Consider the following 18695-nt stretch of genomic DNA (forward strand, 5'->3'; position numbering starts at 1 on the left):
TCCTCTTTTTCTATTTTTCTATGAATAAATAACCTTCCCATCAAGCGGAAAAATAGGTAAAATAGGATAGTTCATATCGCACATAAAAATTACATAATCCGGAGGATCAAATGTCAAAGCATATACACAGAAAAGAACATATTTATTTCATAATCCTGCTTTTAATCAGTATTCCAATGTACTTATTATTTATTTTCACAGGTGTCGGACTTTTAATCTTAATTCCATTTATCCTGATCCCGCTTATTGCTCATTTGCTTTCCATCGGCATGATCCGGGGCAATGGAGTGAAGGTTACCCCTTCTCAGTTTCCTGAAATTTTTGCCAAGATGAATGATCTTGCTGTCAAAATGGAAATGAAGAAGATTCCTGATATTTTTATCATTGAATCAGAAGGCATGCTGAATGCGTTTGCGACAAGATTTTTAGGGAGAAACATGGTTGTACTGTATTCGGGATTAGCCGAACTGCACGTAAAGGGCGGAAAAGAAGAACTTGATTTTGTTATTGCGCATGAGCTTGCACATATTAAAAGAAATCATCTATTAAAAAATCTCCTCGTTCTGTTTGGAAACTGGGTGCCGTTCCTCGGCAGCGCTTATTCAAGAGCCTGCGAGTATACTTGTGATGCTCTCGCTCATTATTATACGGAAGATCTGGATGCCTCAAAACGGGCACTGACTGTCCTTGCGATTGGTCCATTGCTTTATAAACATGTTAATGAAACGGACTATCTGCAGGAAAGCAGCCGTGAGAAGAACCTGTTTGTCTGGTTCAGTGAAAAGTTATCTACACACCCTGTACTTCCAAAGAGGATACATCACCTAAATGTGAAATTTGGCGAGTCTGATCCATCCATCTCATTTAAGACAACTGCTTTGTTTAAAGCGGGATTAGCTGGAGCATTTGCCTTAATCTTGCTTCTCGGAGCCGGCAGTGTCTTTTTGGTTCAAATGCTTGCTAAAACAAGTCTTTACAGTGATTTTGTACTGGACAGCGAGGAAACAACCCAGCTTATGCTTGCAGCTTCAGAGAATGATTTAGAACGTGCAGAAGAGCTTTTAGAAAGCGGGGAAGACGTAAACGCTCAGGATGCCATAGGCATGACTCCGCTTATGTACGCAAGTTATCCGCCGGCAGATGAGTACGAAGAAGAGTTGATCATTAATGCTGAAATGGTGGAGCTGCTCCTTAAAAATGGGGCAGATCCGAATATCGTTTCAGATAATGGTGACGTGGCTACGGTAGATATTATCTATTCAGGTGATCTTGATTTAGCTGAACTGCTTATTGAAAAGAATGCCGATATCAATCTCGAAGACGGCTACGGACAAACAGCGCTTACTGCTGCTGTATATGAAGAAGATGTAAAAATGGTCGAACTGCTGTTGAATGCAGGGGCGGATCCTGATTATGCCACAAGTGAAGATGAAACAGCCCGCTCGATTGCAGAGGAAATAAAGGTGCCGGAAATTACTGCCCTGTTAAACAAGTAGCTTGCCAGTCGAGCTTATAATAAGCAAAAGAGGCTGGGACAGAAGGTTTTCAGCCAAAGAATAATCCGAACTATTATGTGAAATTCCAACTTGAATTTCGTTTTAGTTCGGATTTTTTCTTTGGCTCTTTTAATAAATATTGCTGCTGCCAGACTAAATGGTAGAAACTTTAAGTGGAGCGGAAAGGAACGGACATTATTTATCATGAAAAACAACAATCTATGCGAAAATAGCCCTTTCTTTTAAAGGTTTTCGCACTATTCAATGTTCGGCTTTCATTCAAGTGATAATCGTTACGTCCCAGCCTTTTTTTTAAAAGCTTACAAGAAAAACCTCTAACAAAATATCAAATACAGCCGATTCACCGCTTCTTTTATTTTTTCCTCTTGAATATTGGCAAATCCGAGAACGAGACTGATTCTGTTTTCTTCTATTATGCTGTGTTTTAGCATAAAACGCCTCATTGTATAGATTTCCAGGTTTTCTTCGATTGCTCTTTTTTCAATTTCCCCATAATCCAGCCGCGTTTTAAAATGAGCAAGAAAGTGAAGCCCGGCGGGGACATTTTCAATAGAGACTTTATGTTTAAATCGGTGCTGAAGCTCTTTGATTAACGTTTTTCTTTTGATTTCATACTGGTGATTCATCCGTTTAACATGCCGGATGTATTCGCCGCTTTCTATAAAGTAATGCATAGTAAATAGGCTCAGTGTGTTGCTGGATTGAATTAAATCAGCATAATACTCGCGATGTTCCCTTAATAAATTGGGCGGTAGCACCATATAACTGATCCGCAGTCCAGGAAACATCGTTTTTGAAAAAGTGCCTGTATAGATGACGCGCTGATTTCGATCTAAGCTTTGCAAAGAGGGAATATGATCCGTTTCATATTTAAATTCACTGTCATAATCATCTTCGATAATGTACCGGTCGTCAGAAGAAATCGACCAGTTTAATAGTTCGATTCGTCTTGAAATCGGCATGATTTTACCGGTTGGAAATTGGTGTGAGGGTGTCACGACTGCAAAATTTGCATTGGTTCGTTCCACTTCATTTATATTAATCCCTTTTTTATCCATGTTAACGGGGCGAATGTCAAATTCCATCTTTTTCAGTAATTGATAGAGTCTTGAATATCCGGGATCTTCCATGGCAATGATGGTCTCTTTTTTATGAAGTTCCATTAATTGGCGGACTAATGTTTTTGTCCCTGCACCAATCACAATTTGTTCTGGCTCACATATGACCCCTCGAGTTAAAGCAATCAAATGGCAAATCGATTTCCTTACTAAGTAGGGCCCCTGAGGATGGGGCATTTCCGAAAGCTCTCTTGAGTGATTCTTTATGGCTTTTTCCTGACATCTCATCCACTCTTTAAATGGAAATAACGATAAGCTTGAGGTCATATGAGAAAGGGATAATCTATCTTCGCTGCCTGAAATAGTTTCCCTTAAATCAGCCGGCAATGTATTTTTCACTGATTCTCTTTGATCGATAAACTGGGTAATATTTTCGACATAATACCCCTTTCTTTCAAGGGGATAAATATATCCTTCAGCCAATAATTGATCATAGGCATTCATCACTGAATTCACACTGACCTCTAATTGTTTTGCCAATATTCGTTTAGACGGGAGCTTATCATCCGGCTTCATTCTTCCTTCTAGAATATTGGCCTTTATCCCCTTATAAATTTGCTGATAAATAAAATGGGAATCCATTTTTTTATTAATTGAAAAGTTAATCATGTTTATCCCTCTTCATCTGGTACCTAAAATATTTTCTATTTGGTACTTTTCATTATACCAGATAGTTATCATAATTATGAATAAATTCTGATAAGGAGGATTATTATGATAACTGCACATTCAGCTACTAAAGAATTACAAGAGAAAAGAAGGAAGTATGTCCCGAAAGGTGTGAGCAATGGAAATTTGAACATTGCGCAATATGCTTCCGGTGCAACAGTTACAGATATTGATCAGAATGAATGGATAGATTTTGCAGGTGCGATCGGCACTTTGAATGTAGGGCACAGTCATCCAAAAGTAACCCAGGCAGTGAAAGAGCAAGTCGATAAATTTTTGCATCCTGGATTTAATGTCATGATGTATGAAGGCTATATTAATCTGGCAGAAAAATTATGCCGCATTACTCCGGGCAGCTTTGACAAGCAGGCTATTTTATTTAATTCAGGTGCTGAAGCTGTGGAAAATGCAATCAAAATAGCCCGCCGCTATACAGGAAGACAAGCTGTCGTTTCCTTTGTCCGCGGTTATCACGGCAGAACGAATTTGACAATGACGATGACCAGCAAAGTAAAACCATATAAATTTGGATTTGGGCCGTTTGCTCCGGAAATCTATCAGGCTCCTTTTCCATATCTCTATCAAAAACCAAATGAAATGACGGAAGAATCCTACGTAAACATGAAAATTGAAGAATTTAAGGAGTTCTTCATTGCTTCAGTTGCTCCGGAAACAGTTGCTTGTGTTGTCATGGAGCCTGTACAGGGTGAGGGCGGATTTATTATTCCTCCTGTTAAATTTGTACAAGCTGTATATGATTTTTGTCAGGAGAACGGGATTGTTTTCGTAGCGGACGAAATTCAAACAGGGTTTGGAAGAACAGGCAAGTTATTTGCGATTGAGCATTTTAATGTAGCCCCTGATCTGATAACAGTATCAAAGTCATTGGCAGCCGGTTTGCCATTAAGCGGTGTTGTCGGGAAAACGGAAATGTTATATGTAGCTGATCCGGGAGAACTCGGAGGCACATATGCAGGAAGTCCGGTCGCATGTGCTGCAGCCTTGGCAGTAATTGATATTATGGAAGAAGAAAAACTGGCGGAAAAGGCAGAAGTGCTTGGACAAAAAATGGAAGACGTTTTAAATGAACTATATGAAGAACATGATTACATGGGAGATATTCGCCGTTTAGGTTCTATGGTCGCAGTAGAAATTGTAGAAGACCGCGTAAGTAAGCTGCCTAACAAGAAGAAGACAGCAGAAATTGTGAAGTACGCAAATGAAAATGGTTTATTGCTTCTCTCTGCAGGTTTAAAAGGCAATGTTATTCGTTTCCTTATGCCGCTTGTGATTACGGATGAGGAATTGGCAAAAGGACTGGCTATTTTGAAAAATGCGTTTCAATAATTTCTAAATGATGGGGGGGAATTAGATGGAGAAGAATTTTTCGAAATCAATGTCGAAGGTAGATGTTTTATTTTTAGCCATGGGTGCCATGCTGGGGTGGGGATGGGTTGTTCTGTCTGGTGAATGGGTATCTAAAGCAGGATTTTTAGGAAGCATCATCGCCTTTTTGATTGGCGGACTATTGGTTATTTTCATCGGCTTAACTTATGCAGAGCTTGCAGCAGCTATTCCGGAAACAGGCGGGGGACTGGTTTTCGTCTTGCGTGCTTTTGGGAAACGTAGTTCATTTGTAGCAGCCTGGGCCGTTTTATTTGGATATGTTTCTGTTATCACCTTCGAAGCCGTCGCGCTTCCTACCGTTTTAGATTATATTTATCCCGTGCAGCATCAAGTTTTTCTTTGGACATTGGGGGGATGGGATGTTTACTTAACCTGGGCCCTGATCGGATCTGTCGGCGCCGTTCTTTTAACAGCTTTAAATTACTTTGGGATAAAACCGGCAGCCATTTTCCAGTCTGTTTTTACAGTTGCCATTGTCGCGGTTGGCCTCCTGTTAGTATTTGGAGCCATTAAAAATGGGAATACAGCTAACCTTGAGCCTCTTTTTAAAAATGGAGCCGGAGGGACGATGGCCGTATTGGTTATGATTCCATTCTTATTCGTTGGCTTTGATGTTATTCCGCAGGTCGCTTCTGAAATTAACGCTCCGCCGAAGATTATTGGCCGGATCTTGATTATTTCAATTATCACGTCTGTCGTGTTTTATTTATTTATCGTTTTTGGGGTTACAACAGGGTTAACAGAGTCACAGATTAATAGTTCCCAATTAGCTACTGCTGATGCCATGGTCAATTTATTCGGGAATCAATGGTTTGGCACCATTCTTGTCCTGGGCGGCGTAGCGGGAATCGTCACAAGCTGGAATGCCTTTATTATCGGGGGCAGCCGGATTCTCTATGCGATGGCCATTCGGGATATGATCCCTAAATGGTTTGCTCATATCCATCCAAAATATAAAACTCCGACAAACGCCATTCTCTTTCTGGGACTGCTTGCCTTCATCGCTCCTTTCTTAGGCAGACCGGCTCTCGTTTGGATTGTAGATGCAGGCGGGGTTGGAATCGTCGTCGGCTATTTGATCGTGTCTCTTGCTTTTTTAAAGCTTCGGAAAACAGAACCGAATTTAGAACGACCGTATAAAGTGAAATACTGGAAAACAACAGGAACTCTTGCTATCATATTAAGCATCGTCTTTCTAAGTTTCTATTTGCCCGGCATGCCTTCCGCACTTGTCTGGCCGATGGAATGGATCATCCTTGCTGTATGGTGTTTGATAGGAGCTGTTTTATATTTCACAAGTCCAAAAGAAAATAGAAAAGAGATGAATACGAATGCCGGAATCGTTCAAAGTAAATAATCCTGCTACAGGGCAGATGATTGCAGAAGTAAGCATTCATTCTGAAGAGGAAGTTAAACAATCACTAAAAAAAGGACATGAAAGCTTTAAAAGCTGGTCTAAAATAAACGCTCACGAACGTTCAAGGCTGTTAAAAGAATGGTCGCGAAAAATACAGGAAAATAAAAGCGAAATCGCTGAAGTCATGACGTTAGAGAACGGGAAACCTTTAAAGGAATCACTAGGTGAAGTCGACTACGCCGCGAGCTATATCGACTGGTATGCTGAAGAAGCGAAACGCATCTATGGCCGCACCATTCCGGCGTCTTCAGAATCAAAACGAATTATCGTAAGCAAACAGCCAATAGGGTTAGTCGCTGCGATTACACCGTGGAATTTCCCGGCCGCAATGATGACAAGAAAAGCAGCCCGGCCCTTGCAGCCGGCTGTACCTTTATTGTGAAACCTGCAGAAGATACGCCTTTAACTGCTATAAAGGTAATTGAACTAGCACATGAAGCAGGGATTCCAAAGGATGCCATTCAATATGTGATCGGTGAAGGCAAAGAAGTGGGAGACTTATTTACTTCAAGTGAATATGTAAGAAAAATTACGTTTACAGGTTCGACTCCTGTAGGAAAGTCCCTCATTAAAAACAGTGCCGATACGGTCAAACATGTCACAATGGAATTAGGCGGACATGCTCCTCTCATCATTGCGGAGGATGCAGATCTTGATTTCGCTGTTCAGCAAACCATCGCCTCTAAATTCAGAAACGCGGGACAAACATGTGTATGTGCTAACCGTATTATCGTTCATGAAACTATTATGGAAGAATTTTCTCAAAAACTGACAGAGAAAGTGAACGAATTAAAAGTGGGCAACGGTCTTGAAGAGGGTACCCAAATTGGTCCTATTATCAATGAAAAAGGATTTAACAAGATTGTTGATCAAATCAATGATGCTCTAGATAAAGGGGCGAAAGTACTGACAGGCAATGAATTCCACGCAAGCAAGGAACAGGGTTATTTCTTTGTCTATCCTACCGTCTTGCAGAATGTTCATGAAGACATGAAAATCATGCAGGAAGAGACATTTGGTCCTGTAGCGCCGATTATGAGCTTTAAAGATATTGAAGAAGCTGCAGAAATCGCGAACAGTACACCTTACGGACTTGCTGCGTATTTCTTCACCAATGATTACAAAATCGGAACCTATTTAAGTGAACATTTAGACTTTGGTATTATAGGCTGGAATGATGGAGCTCCTTCTGCTGCTCATGTGCCGTTTGGCGGAATGAAAGAAAGCGGCCTTGGACGAGAAGGCGGTACGGAAGGCATTGAACCATATTTAGAAACAAAATTTATTTCGATCGGGAATTTATAGAAAGTAGTTCCCTTTCTGGCATCCAAATAATTAAAAGAAACGAAAGCCTAATTTCTCTCTAATCCCGGAGAAATTAGGCTTTTTGTATTCTCAAAGTTTACATTGGAAGAATACTTATTGATTTCGGAGGATTGAATCATATGGTGTTCGAATGAAGTGTATATTTAGATTGGAAGGACAAAATGGAGCCTCAATTTCAAAGAAGGATTAAATCGTCCATGACAGAGGGGGAAGAACATGCCTCAATTTATAATCAATGCAGATGATTTTGGCTATTCAAGAGGAGTCAACTACGGAATAATTGATGCCCATGCAGACGGGATTGTGAATTCAGCGACAATGATGGTGAACATGCCAGGCGCACTTCACGCAGCTTCGCTTGCTAAAAACCACCCCGAGCTTAAGACGGGTGTCCATTTAACCCTGACTTGCGGAAAGGCTGTAAGCACTCAAGTGCCATCATTGATCGATGATAACGGTTTTTTTAGAATAAAAAATAACCAAAGCCAAAACCAATATTTGAACGCGGATGAAGTAGAGATAGAATGGGAGACTCAAATTCAGCGGTTTTTGTCTTTTGGTTTAACGCCATCTCATTTGGACAGCCATCATCACGTTCATTCCTGGCCTGTTCTTGAACCAGTCATAAAAAAGCTCTCAAATAAGTATGAACTTCCGGTCAGACGCTTTTGGGAAGGGGAAAAAGAGGGGCTCAAGGCGCTTTCAGATGTGTTTTTGTTTGATTTTTACGGAGATGATTTAAACCCGGATTATTTTTCTGCATTAAAAGAGAACTATCAAGGGGATATCTGTGTTGAAGTAATGTGCCACCCAGCGTATATTGACGAAGCTCTATTAAAGGGTTCTTCCTATTGTTTGCAGAGAAGCAATGAACTGTCTATATTAATGACAGCTCGGCGTGTATAAGCTTGCTGAACTAAGAGCAAATCGCTATGTAGTCTATTTATTTCAATGCCTGATATCACTTTTAAGAGAAACCGCTTTGCTGGTACCTCTTTTTTGTTTCATTTCTGCTCTATGAATGCCAATTTTAAAGATTGAATACCATTATATGCAAGATACGAAATGACAAAAATAAACAGAGAATAAAGCTGTGGCCAAATTAAATTTTCTGTCATGCTTTTCAGTCCCAAAATATTTATTCCCATGTCCATTATTTTTATGAAAAAAACATGGATAATATAAATACCAAGGGCGTTACTGCCGATTTTTGTTATAAGCATACCTTTTCCTAACTGGCTGCTATTCAGTGCAAAGGAAAATAAAAACACGGTTAGAAAAATGGTGGAGATAAAATATTCTCCGTGACTGCCAGATAATTTCTTTTCTAAAATGTAGCCTTCCATCACTTGGAGACATGAAAAGACAAAATATAAATATAAATAAATAGCTGTGTTTATTTTCAGAGATTTAATCAGTTGTGAATGTAAAGCAAAGAAAAATCCTAACGTTGTATAAAATAATCCGAAGAATACAGCATCTCTGGTACTGAACGGAAGTTTAAAGAACATTGAATAAGATTGTCCGAACAGGCCAATGATGTTCAAAATGAAACTAAAGGTTAATAGGACATTTACTTTTTTTAGTCTATAAATAATAAATAGAATGATGATACTCCAAATTAAGGACGTTAAAAACCATAATTGATATCCGCTGGTTCCTTTGCCAAAATAGAATAGATTCAGCACTGTAAATTCATCAAAATACTTCATTAATTTCTGAAGCACATTAGAATCACTTAGATATATGACGAGAACATCGTATATTGTATAAAAAATGAGCCAGCAGACGTAGACTTTAACAATTTTTATAACATACCTTTTGAAATATACAACAGACTCCCGGGTATTGATGATTTTACTTCCAAACAAATAGCCAGAAGCAACAAAGAAAAAAGGTACAGCGAATCTAGAAAGGTTATCAAGAATAAACAATTCAATCTGACTGTCTAATGGAAAAGTATGGATCACTACTACAGCAAATATCGCAAAAAATTTAATAAAGTCTATTGCATAATTTCTCTCCATTGTTTATCCCCTTCGATTTCTTTTTTCTTGATTGAGAATTGTTTTATTATTTACAAATAAACCTTTTATCATTAAAAAAACGTCCGTCTGGTTTACATCAGACGGACGTTTTTTAGCTATAGAACTGCTCTATTTTTAATAAGATGGAACAGACCTGCTCGAAAGAAATTAAAGCGGGAATTTAAGTGTAATGACTGTCCCTTTTCCAAGCTCGCTCCAGACAGCAATCTCGCCATGGTGAGCAAGAATCAGCTGCTTTGCAATCGCAAGTCCGAGTCCTGTCCCTTTTGTTGATTCTTCTGTATTAGTTCCTCTGAAATAACGGTCAAACAGATTATCCTTTGTTGCCTCATCCATCCCATTGCCGGTGTCTTTTATCAGAACAGAGAAGAATGTTTCTTCTTTCTTCAGGGAAATTCCAACCTCTGTTGAAGAAGGATTGTGCTTGAACGCATTAGCGACAAGGTTTTCAATAATACGGTGAAACCATCTTTTATCGATAGGGAAATAGATTTCATCATCCGAAGGGTGAAAATCGATTTCCCGCTCCTGATATTGCGGATCATTTAAAACATGCACGATGGATCTTCTGATTGTTTCGTTCATTTCCTCTGTCTCAATCTGAAGCGGAAGTGCATTATTTTTCAAGCGATAGGTCAAATTGAAGTCTTCAATCAAAGACGTCATATAGCTTGCTTTGTCTTTCATAATGCAAGCGAACTCCTGAACTTCTTCCTTTGTCCAGTCATATTGTTCGGACTCCAGCATGTAAGCATAGCCGTACAGAGAGCTTAAAGGCGTCTTCAAATCATGAGACAGGCCGGTAATCCAGTCTTCTCTTCTTTCATCCATCATTGCTCGGTCTTTATCCTTTTGAATTAAATTTGAGGTGAGCACGTTGAGTGAATAGATAATATCATGATAGATTCTGAACGAATTTTTCAATTTTCCGTTTTGCCGTGAGCTTGCCCGGACGCCTTTTTTAGAAAGAGGTTCCTCATATCTGCCTGTCGCAAGATTTTCAAGCCATAGAATCATATGAAGCAGCGGCTTTCCAAGCTTATTTGAATACCAGATAGAGATAATGAAAAATAAGATTCCAGTGAAAAGAACGAAAACGATAATCCATTTGAATAAAGAGATCATGAGACTGTTGTCAAATTGATCATCCGGGAAGTACTCCTTATTTGGGGACCCAATGATATATTTGTAGCCGGTTGCCGGATCTGCATAAGTGGATATGGACGTTTTGTGATTCCAGGGTTCTTTCTTATAAGACAGGATCTCAAAGTATTTCGGCAGATTTTTATTTTGTTTATTGTGGGAGTAAATTAAGGAGTACTCAGAATCATATACCGCAAGCCAGGCTTTTTGTTTTGAAAATTCAGCCTGCAATTCTTTTGAGAGCACTGGCTCCTGATTGAAAGAAATGCCGTTCTCTATAAGTTTCGTCATTAGGTCCGTATTAGCAGAATGCTTTCCGTAGAGGACAATATAGGACTCTTCTTCCTGATGGAGCATCCAATACGTCTGATCATAATGAAAGGCTTTTTCCGCATCTGCAAAGAAATGGTCCAGGGAATAGTTTTTGGGAATAGAAGAAGGTGTCAAGTATGAAAAGACAACGTGTCCTTCCTCATCAATGACCTGCAGCCAGCCATTCTGCTTTTTGATTGCATCTCTGGCAGACTCGTCAAGCGATATGGCATTATCATCAGAAAAATGAAAGATATCTCCAATATACAGCGGGTCAATTCGTTTCACTTCTTTTTCAAGCATGTTATTGAAATCCTGTGACATCAAGATCGCAAGTGATACTCCGGTAATGGTTAAAAACAGAATAAACCAGACAATCATATGAAAAATGAAAAAACGCGTTAGCTTTCTTTTTAAGTTCATGGTTTGACCCTGTTATCTACAAACTTATAGCCAAGGCCTCTGATTGTTTTAATATAGCGCGGCTGACTTGGATTTTCTTCAATTTTCTCGCGGAGCTTTCTGATGTGGACCATAACCGTATTGTCATCAACCATGTAATGTTCATTCCAGACGTTTTCATAAAGCTGATGTTTGGTAAATACGCGATTTGGATGCTTGCAGAAGAAAATCAGCAGCTGAAAGAGCTGTGCCGAACAGTCGACCGTCTGATTTCCTACGGTTAATTCCGCTGAAGAAACATTTAGTGTGAAGCGATCGTACTCATACCGCTCTTCTGCAGCAGTCTTTTGATTGATTTGAGGCATCGTGCGCTTTAACAGGGCTTTAGCGCGTGCCGCAACTTCGAGAGGATTAAAAGGTTTTGTAATATAGTCATCAGCGCCATATGCAAAGCCTGATAATTTGTCGAGATCACTGCTTTTTGCGCTTAAAAAAATGATTGGCGCATCTGTTTTTTGTTTGATAAGCGGACAAAGATCAAATCCGCTTATATCAGGGAGCATGATGTCGAGCACGATTAAATCATATTGTTTTCTCTCTATTGCTTTAAGAGCGCTTGCTCCTGTTAAGCATTCATCTATATGTAAAAAGCCTTCTTTTTGCAAGACCGTGCGGACTAGCTTAATAATCGCTTCTTCATCGTCCACTAATAGAATTTTACAAGTATGAATCAAGGAAATCTTCCCCTTTCTGTCTTTCATAACCTTAATTCAAATCCGCACATTTGTTAAGAGTTTCCTGTATGTTTCAGTTTGTTTTTTTCGATCAGGTGACAAATCATATTTCCGGTTAGACTGCCCAAAAAAAGAGCAGCAAGCCACCAATAATACTGGGATGCGAATGATACTCCAAAATGTCTTGAAATCATCAAAAGACACGCAGCCGTTGCGGTAAATCTGAAAATGGCCTTCATGTAATCAGCTCCTTTTTCTACCCTATCCCAAGTCTAGCAGTATTAGCTTTACACATGGTTATCGAGACCTTAAAAGCAGCTTAAATGTTAAAAATAGGATGAAAATACATATTTAAGAATGGAGGACACATACTAATCAAAAACAATTGCGGTGGTTAAATGACCATAACTGATGGCAAAATCTCATCCGTTTTAACACTGAACTGTGAGCGGATTAAAGAAATTACAGGCGGAAGCGCTGACATGATTATTCACCAGATCCAATCATTCAGCCATTCAAACATTAAAGGAATTATGACAAGGATTGACGGAATATCAGATGATACAAAAGTGTTTGAATTTACTTTAAAGCCTCTCATTGAATCGCTCGCTGAAAAAAAACAGTATGCATCCCCCGAATATTTAAAAGAATTAAAAGATACGATCATCGCAATCGATGACATTAAAATTGAAAACGAGTGGGAGAACATCGCAAAAGAGCTGTTAGAGGGAAATACAATTCTTCTTTTTGATCAAATAGGGTTTGCTTTAATTGTTGGAACATCTGGAGGGGAAAAAAGACCAATTTCAGAGCCTACATCCCAAACGGTTATCCGCGGGCCAAAGGATAGTTTTATAGAAGATATCAGAGTAAATACTTCACTTGTCCGAAGACGTCTGAAATGTCCTGGTCTTTGTGTGGAAAAGCTTGAAGAAGGCCAATACTCCCATACAAAAGTTGAATTGATGTATTTGAAAGATAAGGTGAATGAGAAGGCTCTTGAAGCAATAAAAGAAAAGCTTGTGAATAAAGATCCGAATATTATCATGGAATCTGCCTATATCGAAAAAATCGTTCAAAACGATCAGATTACTCCATTTCCCGTGATTAACCATACAGAAAGACCTGATGAAATTGTCAGTAACCTGTATGAGGGAAGAATCGCCATCTTTATTGACGGAACACCTTTTGTCCTCTATTGCCCAATCGAATTCCGTACTTTTTTTCAGACAACGGAGGATTATTTTCAGCAGTTCAGCATTGATAAATTCATGCAGGGCCTAAGATATTTTGCTTTTTTCCTGTCCTTATTTGCCCCGTCTATCTATATTGGTCTGGTGACCCATCATCAGGCAATGATTCCAAACAGCCTCCTGCTAAGTCTCTATGCTCAAAGAGAAGGGGTGCCATTTCCGTCTTTAATTGAGGCTCTTATAATGGAGACGACTTTTGAAATTTTAAGGGAAGCAGGAATCCGAATGCCAAGAGCAATCGGTCAGGCCGTATCTATTGTTGGAGCATTAGTCATTGGACAAACGGCAGTACAGGCAGGTCTTGTATCCACAGCGGTTGTGATAGTGGTCTCAATTACGGCAATCTCTAGCTTCACAACACCCAACTACAGCTTGGCTACAACCGCAAGGATGCTCCGGTTTATCTTTATGTTCGTTTCTTATTTTCTCGGGTTTTACGGTCTGCTTCTCGCAATGTTAATTTTGATGGGACATTTAATGAGTTTAAAATCACTCAATATGCCTTATTTTACCTATAAAGATTCAGGCAAAAAAGTTAGGAAGAGTTCAACATGAAGAAAATCGCGATGATGATCTGTTTTGTTTTTTTAATGAGCGGCTGCGGGACTCAAAAAGAGTTAAATGAGCTTGCATTAATTCTGGCGCTTGGAGTGGATACTTATGATGACAGCGGCTATGAGGTCACTCTTCAAATTGCTGATCCGAGTGAAATTATATCCATTACAGGTGCTACAAGCGGAACAACTTCCATTCCAATTGTTAACTATACAGGTGTGGGGCCAACCTTTATCGAGGCCTTGGAGGATGCAGCAAAGCAAGTATCCCGAAGCACTTTTTACACTCATGTGGCTTTAATTGTCATCGGGCAGGATTTAGCTGAGCGCGGGGTCTTTCCGCTCATGGATATATTAGAAAGGGAGCCTGAGATCCGGGAAAACATTCCGATTGCTATAGGGAATCAGGCTTCAGCCTTTCAGGTTCTTAACTCTTTGACAATGATCAATAAACTTCCGGCTTATTCCATCAAAGGCAAGCTGAAAATGAATGAGGAGAGCTTCGGTAATACGATGACTGTGTCTATTAAGGAATTCCTCGTAAAGAAACATTCTGAAGAAGGATATCCTATCGTCAGCGGGGTAAAAACTCCAGACTATACGCAAAAGACAAGTCAAAAAGTGAACCTTGAACAGGCAGCTCCAAAATCAAGTCTTGTGTCAGGACTGGCTGTTTTTGATCAAAAAGGGAAATTTCTTTATTGGCTTGAAGAGGAACATAAGAGAAGTGTTCTTTTTCTGGAAAATAGGATACAGCAGACATTCATCATGGTGCCCTGTGACGATGAAAATTCTACAGCAATTAAGGTGACGTACGCTAAAGTCAAAAAGAAAGCCAGTATGACAGGTGATCACATCAAACTGAGCGTAAACATTAAAGCGGAAGCTGAAATAGACGGCTTAGGATGTGAGAATCAAAAAATGAATAAAAAAAGGACGATTACGGACTTTGAGAAAGAGCTTGAAGAACTCATTGAACAAGAAATTCTGGCGTCAATTAAAGAAGCTCAAAATCGTCAAACCGATATCTATGGATTTGGCGAAACGATTTACCGTCAAAATCCAGATCAGTGGAAAAAGCTGAAGGACCAATGGAAAGAGTTATTTTCCGGTGCGGATGTGGATGTACATGCGGAAGCGGAGATTAAGAGAACCGGCAACATCACAAATTCAAATTAAGGGACAGATGCTATGCAAATGCCTTCCATTACATCAAACCAATTGCTGTTTACCATTTTTATATTTGAAATAGGAAGCGCCATTTTGCTAGATGCAGCTAAAGGTGCCAGACAGGATGCATGGATTGCAGTCCTGCTTGGATTTGCTGCGTCTATTCCGCTGATTTTATTATATCTTTCACTCTACCGGAAAAATCCGGAACTAACGCTTACAGGCCAATTAATGAAAGGATTTGGAAAGAAAATCGGGCTCCTGCTGGGCTTTGCTTATATAATTTATTTTCTCTACATAAGTGCACGAGTTTTAAGAGATTTTGGAGAGCTGCTGATCATCTCGGCATATAATGATACGTCCATGATTGTGATCAACAGCTTCATGATTCTCTGCGTCATTTATTTCTCTCTAAAGTCTTTTCAGGTTGTTGCAAAGCTAAGCGTCCTATTATTTGTCTTAATTATCGTTCCGTTCATTGTCATTATTATGTTTGAAATTCTCTCGCAGCTTGTTCATTTTGAATACATAAAACCCATACTCGGCAACGGATGGGGACCCGTTTTAAAAACCGTTTTTCCAACAACTCTGACGTTTCCGTATGGAGAAATGATCGTATTTTTAATGATTTTCCCACTGCTGGATGAGAAAAAGAAGGCATTAAAGGTAACATTCACAGCACTGATTATGGCGACCTTTGTTTTAACGACAACAGCGTTTCTGCATGTTGCCATTTTAGGTGACGAAATGGTCGGCAGGTCCATGTTTCCAATATTAACCACCGTTTCTCTCGTCAGCATTTCAGACTTTATTGAAAGACTTGATGCCTTTGTAGTGATTTTGATGATTGTCACTGGCTTTATGAAAGTCTATATTTTCTTCTACGGAGCAACCAGAATGGCAGAAGAAGTATCGGGAGTGCCGATTAAACAAATCTCTGTAGCTTTCGGTATCTTCGTCATTCTTTTAGCAGTGCTGATGGCCCCTGATTATATTGAACATATTAAAGAAGGAATTGAAGTCGTTCCGTACTTACTTCATATTCCCTTCCAGATTGTCTTGCCTGTACTCTTATTTTTAACTCTTACAGTAAAGTCATATTTGGCGAAGCAAAGGAAAATGCCGCTTAAGCAATAGGAGGGATAAAATGGTAAAGGGAATTGGTTTTGGGGCGATAAGTTTTATTTCATTATTTGGTCTTGCGGTTGGAATAGACCTGATACAGGGAATGGAATGGAGTGTTTTTTTTAAAGAAGCAAAATTTTATTTCGGCACGCTTAAACTAGATGATTATTTTTCAATGTCAATATGGCTTAGTTTAATGATCTTTTATTTGATCAAAGTCCCCAATCAGCAATAATAGGCATACTCTCTCTTTTTAAAAATATATTTCTAACAATGATTTAAAAAGGGGAGAAAAAATAATGTATAACTACTATCGGGCAAATCAAAATGAAATAGATCAAATTGCAAAAGCACTTGCAGGAGAATATAATGCGATTCAATGCTATGAACAGATGGCCAATATGGCAAAGAATGAGGAAGAGAAAAAGCAAATCATGGAGATCAGAAATGATGAAATAAAACATTATCAGACATTCGCTGCTATTTATCAGAGTCTGACCGGGATGCAGTACAATCCTAAACAAACGGAAGAATGCCCTGAGGATTATTATGCTGCGCTGACAGCGGCTTTTAAGGACGAGCAGGAGACTGTGGATTTTTATCTTGATATTGCTGAGAATGCAAGCAGTCCCTATATTCGAAAACAATTTAAAAGAGCATCAGCAGATGAACAGAATCATGCCGTATGGTTCCTGTATTATTTAATGCAGAACAGGTGAGGGCATTTTCATCGCTGATGCCTGATGTCACTTCAATTGATAATCGACTTTGCTGTAAAGCCTCGTTCCGTTATGAAGCCCAAGCTTTTTTTCCTGGTCTTCATTAAGACCGTTAATGCTGATTACAATTTCGTCACCCCGCAGGGAAATCGTTCCTTCAACAGGTTTTTCAATTGCAGAATCCTCTATTGTAAAAGGGCCATCTCCATTTCCGCGGATGGTCGTTTTTGTTTTGTGTTCCTTCAGAATCTTGTTGTCCTTCGACTTCAGCCCAAGTGTCAGCTCAGCAACTTGTCCATCTTCAGGGAATTTGACAATGGCAAAATTGCCTTCTTCTTTCACCTTAACCCGGTCTACCCAAGTTCCGTTATAGATGCCCTGCATACTGTAATCTTCGTTCTGAAGCTGCGGGCGGTTGCATCCAGAAAGAATAAATGCAGCGACAGCCACAAACAAAAGACTTAATTTCAATTTCTTCATAGCAGATCCCTTCCTGTTCCAAATCTCTCTCTTATTATCGCCTAAAAAGGGGGAAAGAAGCAAAGGATAGAGAGCCATCGGCAGGATTTTGATAAGAAGAGAAGCGATGCCGAAGCTTCAACTCGCATAAATCGCATTTTAATTAGCGGGAACCTGAGGCAAGCTCGCAGGAATTCCAGTTCAACACGCAAGAAACGGGATCCGCAAACAAACTAGGGTAGAAAGCAGTATGCTAGAGTACTCGTTTAAAGGAAAGAAGAAAAGGGTAATAATAAATCTTACGACAAGAAAATCGCAGAAGATGAGAGGATTCCATAATGAAATCAAAAAAGAATATCGCACTTATTACAGCTATTTGTTTATTAGCTATCGTTTTTATCGCTCAGACTGTAAAACCTGAGATTTCAAATGGAGCAAGTGAGGTAAAGCAAGAAGGAACGCCGACGGTTTTCGTACACGGCTACAGAGGGTCGCTGAATTCGTTCGAAGGCATGATGGAGAGATTTCAGTCCGATTACGAATGGGGAGAAAAAAAACTTGTTTGTACATCAGATAATAGAGTAGCGGAATGCAGTGCCCTAACAGAGGAAAAAGTGAAAAATCCTCTTATTCAAGTTTATTTCGAGGACAACGATTCGAATTTTGAAAAGACAAGCATAGAACTTGGCAATATCTTAAAGCTATTAAAAGAAAAATATGGATACGATAAAATCAATATTGTTGCCCATTCCATGGGAGGTCTTGTTTCAGTCAATTATATTCAGGAAACCAGACAGGAAAAAGAGTTTCCTAAAGTTGAAAAGCTTATTACAATCGGATCTCCATTTAAAGGCATTAAGAGAGAAGTATTTGAAAAAAGATATCATGAGAAAAAACATGATTTAATTGCAGATTCACAGGCAATTCAGGAATTATATGCAGAAAAAGAGAACTTCGATCCAAATACACAAGTGTACTCAATTGCAGGGAAAATCAGTAAAAAAGAAGATGGAGACGGTTTGGTCTCCGTTCAAAGTGCAACATCCCTAAAAAAGGTAGTTGCTTCAGATCATTACCGTGAGCAAGTTATTGTATCCAAGAAAGCTACTCATAATGGCCTTCATGAAAATAAGGAAGTCGATGAGGAAGTCGGCAGGTTTCTGTGGAAGTAGATAAAGAAAGAGTCCAGAGCGGGCTTTTTTTTTTGCATTAAATATAAAATAGATCACGCAGCCCGGACTATGATCATATGTATGTTCCAACTTTGCTGCTTTAACTGATTAGAAAAATTTAATTATTTTCATATTGTAAATGCTTTCATT

Annotated in this window: 16 protein-coding genes and 1 pseudogene; 11 read left to right on the forward strand and 6 right to left on the reverse strand. The window is 39.2% G+C overall.

Annotated features, from left to right (window positions below; all coding sequences use genetic code 11):
- Window positions 1-110 precede the first annotated feature (110 nt).
- Window positions 111-1496, forward strand: coding sequence for a M48 family metallopeptidase (locus AC3ISE_RS03460; RefSeq protein ID WP_489223039.1), 1386 nt, complete (start codon window positions 111-113; stop codon window positions 1494-1496).
- 335 nt (window positions 1497-1831) lie between these two features.
- On the opposite strand, the gene gabR is transcribed toward AC3ISE_RS03460, so the two are convergent.
- Window positions 1832-3244 (reverse strand): MocR-like transcriptional regulator GabR, encoded by a 1413-nt coding sequence (gene gabR, locus AC3ISE_RS03465; protein WP_489223040.1) that lies wholly within the window; start codon window positions 3242-3244, stop codon window positions 1832-1834.
- A gap of 105 nt (window positions 3245-3349) precedes the next feature.
- Here gabR and gabT point away from each other — a divergent pair, with 105 nt between their 5' ends.
- The 4 genes and pseudogenes from gabT (at window position 3350) to chbG (ending at window position 8360) form a co-directional block, all read left to right on the forward strand.
- On the forward strand, window positions 3350-4651 hold the full coding sequence (gene gabT / locus AC3ISE_RS03470; protein ID WP_489223041.1) for a 4-aminobutyrate--2-oxoglutarate transaminase: 1302 nt from the start codon (window positions 3350-3352) through the stop codon (window positions 4649-4651).
- Between the two features lie 25 nt (window positions 4652-4676).
- Window positions 4677-6068 (forward strand): APC family permease, encoded by a 1392-nt coding sequence (locus tag AC3ISE_RS03475; protein WP_489223042.1) that lies wholly within the window; start codon window positions 4677-4679, stop codon window positions 6066-6068.
- Window positions 6043-7433 (forward strand): annotated as a pseudogene (locus AC3ISE_RS03480) (NAD-dependent succinate-semialdehyde dehydrogenase). Before AC3ISE_RS03475 ends, AC3ISE_RS03480 begins: the two are co-directional and overlap by 26 nt.
- Before the next feature lie 237 nt (window positions 7434-7670).
- Window positions 7671-8360: a chitin disaccharide deacetylase gene (gene chbG, locus AC3ISE_RS03485; protein ID WP_489223043.1), complete on the forward strand. Its 690-nt coding sequence runs from the start codon at window positions 7671-7673 to the stop codon at window positions 8358-8360.
- Between the two features lie 98 nt (window positions 8361-8458).
- On the opposite strand, the gene AC3ISE_RS03490 is transcribed toward chbG, so the two are convergent.
- The 4 genes from AC3ISE_RS03490 to AC3ISE_RS03505 all read right to left on the reverse strand — a co-directional run bounded on the left by AC3ISE_RS03490 (window position 8459) and on the right by AC3ISE_RS03505 (window position 12332).
- On the reverse strand, window positions 8459-9481 hold the full coding sequence (locus AC3ISE_RS03490; protein WP_489223044.1) for an acyltransferase: 1023 nt from the start codon (window positions 9479-9481) through the stop codon (window positions 8459-8461).
- A 168-nt stretch (window positions 9482-9649) separates the two neighbouring features.
- Window positions 9650-11380, reverse strand: a complete 1731-nt coding sequence (locus AC3ISE_RS03495) for a sensor histidine kinase (RefSeq protein WP_489223045.1) — start codon at window positions 11378-11380, stop codon at window positions 9650-9652.
- Window positions 11377-12090 (reverse strand): response regulator transcription factor, encoded by a 714-nt coding sequence (locus tag AC3ISE_RS03500; protein WP_489224255.1) that lies wholly within the window; start codon window positions 12088-12090, stop codon window positions 11377-11379. The genes AC3ISE_RS03495 and AC3ISE_RS03500 overlap by 4 nt, the downstream gene beginning before the upstream one ends.
- 56 nt (window positions 12091-12146) lie before the next feature.
- The gene (locus AC3ISE_RS03505) at window positions 12147-12332 is read right to left on the reverse strand and encodes a hypothetical protein (RefSeq protein ID WP_489223046.1); all 186 of its coding nucleotides are present in this window, start codon (window positions 12330-12332) and stop codon (window positions 12147-12149) included.
- A gap of 159 nt (window positions 12333-12491) precedes the next feature.
- On the opposite strand from AC3ISE_RS03505, the gene AC3ISE_RS03510 reads away from it, so the two are divergent.
- The 5 genes from AC3ISE_RS03510 to AC3ISE_RS03530 all read left to right on the forward strand — a co-directional run bounded on the left by AC3ISE_RS03510 (window position 12492) and on the right by AC3ISE_RS03530 (window position 16914).
- The gene (locus AC3ISE_RS03510; RefSeq protein WP_489223047.1) at window positions 12492-13901 is read left to right on the forward strand and encodes a spore germination protein; all 1410 of its coding nucleotides are present in this window, start codon (window positions 12492-12494) and stop codon (window positions 13899-13901) included.
- Entirely contained in the window at window positions 13898-15079 is a 1182-nt protein-coding gene (locus tag AC3ISE_RS03515; protein ID WP_489223048.1) for a Ger(x)C family spore germination protein, read from the forward strand. The genes AC3ISE_RS03510 and AC3ISE_RS03515 overlap by 4 nt, the downstream gene beginning before the upstream one ends.
- 12 nt (window positions 15080-15091) lie before the next feature.
- Window positions 15092-16207 (forward strand): GerAB/ArcD/ProY family transporter, encoded by a 1116-nt coding sequence (locus AC3ISE_RS03520; protein WP_489223049.1) that lies wholly within the window; start codon window positions 15092-15094, stop codon window positions 16205-16207.
- Between the two features lie 10 nt (window positions 16208-16217).
- Window positions 16218-16430 (forward strand): YczF family membrane protein, encoded by a 213-nt coding sequence (locus tag AC3ISE_RS03525; protein WP_489223050.1) that lies wholly within the window; start codon window positions 16218-16220, stop codon window positions 16428-16430.
- Window positions 16431-16494: 64 nt separating this feature from the next.
- Entirely contained in the window at window positions 16495-16914 is a 420-nt protein-coding gene (locus AC3ISE_RS03530; RefSeq protein WP_489223051.1) for a ferritin-like domain-containing protein, read from the forward strand.
- Window positions 16915-16941: 27 nt separating this feature from the next.
- Here the strand turns inward: AC3ISE_RS03530 and AC3ISE_RS03535 are convergent, their stop codons facing one another.
- Entirely contained in the window at window positions 16942-17394 is a 453-nt protein-coding gene (locus AC3ISE_RS03535) for a hypothetical protein (RefSeq protein ID WP_489223052.1), read from the reverse strand.
- A 317-nt stretch (window positions 17395-17711) separates the two neighbouring features.
- Here AC3ISE_RS03535 and AC3ISE_RS03540 point away from each other — a divergent pair, with 317 nt between their 5' ends.
- Window positions 17712-18545, forward strand: coding sequence for an alpha/beta fold hydrolase (locus AC3ISE_RS03540; protein ID WP_489223053.1), 834 nt, complete (start codon window positions 17712-17714; stop codon window positions 18543-18545).
- Window positions 18546-18695 lie beyond the last annotated feature (150 nt).

It is taken from the genome of Metabacillus sp. KH_069 (assembly GCF_057838075.1).

What these genes read in the sequence shown, in the direction of transcription:
- AC3ISE_RS03460 (WP_489223039.1), top strand. Translation starts at nt 111, where the DNA reads ATGTCAAAGCATATACACAGAAAAGAACATATTTATTTCATAATCCTG.
- gabR (WP_489223040.1), bottom strand. Translation starts at nt 3,244, where the DNA reads ATGATTAACTTTTCAATTAATAAAAAAATGGATTCCCATTTTATTTAT.
- gabT (WP_489223041.1), top strand. Translation starts at nt 3,350, where the DNA reads ATGATAACTGCACATTCAGCTACTAAAGAATTACAAGAGAAAAGAAGG.
- AC3ISE_RS03475 (WP_489223042.1), top strand. Translation starts at nt 4,677, where the DNA reads ATGGAGAAGAATTTTTCGAAATCAATGTCGAAGGTAGATGTTTTATTT.
- chbG (WP_489223043.1), top strand. Translation starts at nt 7,671, where the DNA reads ATGCCTCAATTTATAATCAATGCAGATGATTTTGGCTATTCAAGAGGA.
- AC3ISE_RS03490 (WP_489223044.1), bottom strand. Translation starts at nt 9,481, where the DNA reads ATGGAGAGAAATTATGCAATAGACTTTATTAAATTTTTTGCGATATTT.
- AC3ISE_RS03495 (WP_489223045.1), bottom strand. Translation starts at nt 11,380, where the DNA reads ATGAACTTAAAAAGAAAGCTAACGCGTTTTTTCATTTTTCATATGATT.
- AC3ISE_RS03505 (WP_489223046.1), bottom strand. Translation starts at nt 12,332, where the DNA reads ATGAAGGCCATTTTCAGATTTACCGCAACGGCTGCGTGTCTTTTGATG.
- AC3ISE_RS03510 (WP_489223047.1), top strand. Translation starts at nt 12,492, where the DNA reads ATGACCATAACTGATGGCAAAATCTCATCCGTTTTAACACTGAACTGT.
- AC3ISE_RS03515 (WP_489223048.1), top strand. Translation starts at nt 13,898, where the DNA reads ATGAAGAAAATCGCGATGATGATCTGTTTTGTTTTTTTAATGAGCGGC.
- AC3ISE_RS03520 (WP_489223049.1), top strand. Translation starts at nt 15,092, where the DNA reads ATGCAAATGCCTTCCATTACATCAAACCAATTGCTGTTTACCATTTTT.
- AC3ISE_RS03525 (WP_489223050.1), top strand. Translation starts at nt 16,218, where the DNA reads ATGGTAAAGGGAATTGGTTTTGGGGCGATAAGTTTTATTTCATTATTT.
- AC3ISE_RS03530 (WP_489223051.1), top strand. Translation starts at nt 16,495, where the DNA reads ATGTATAACTACTATCGGGCAAATCAAAATGAAATAGATCAAATTGCA.
- AC3ISE_RS03535 (WP_489223052.1), bottom strand. Translation starts at nt 17,394, where the DNA reads ATGAAGAAATTGAAATTAAGTCTTTTGTTTGTGGCTGTCGCTGCATTT.
- AC3ISE_RS03540 (WP_489223053.1), top strand. Translation starts at nt 17,712, where the DNA reads ATGAAATCAAAAAAGAATATCGCACTTATTACAGCTATTTGTTTATTA.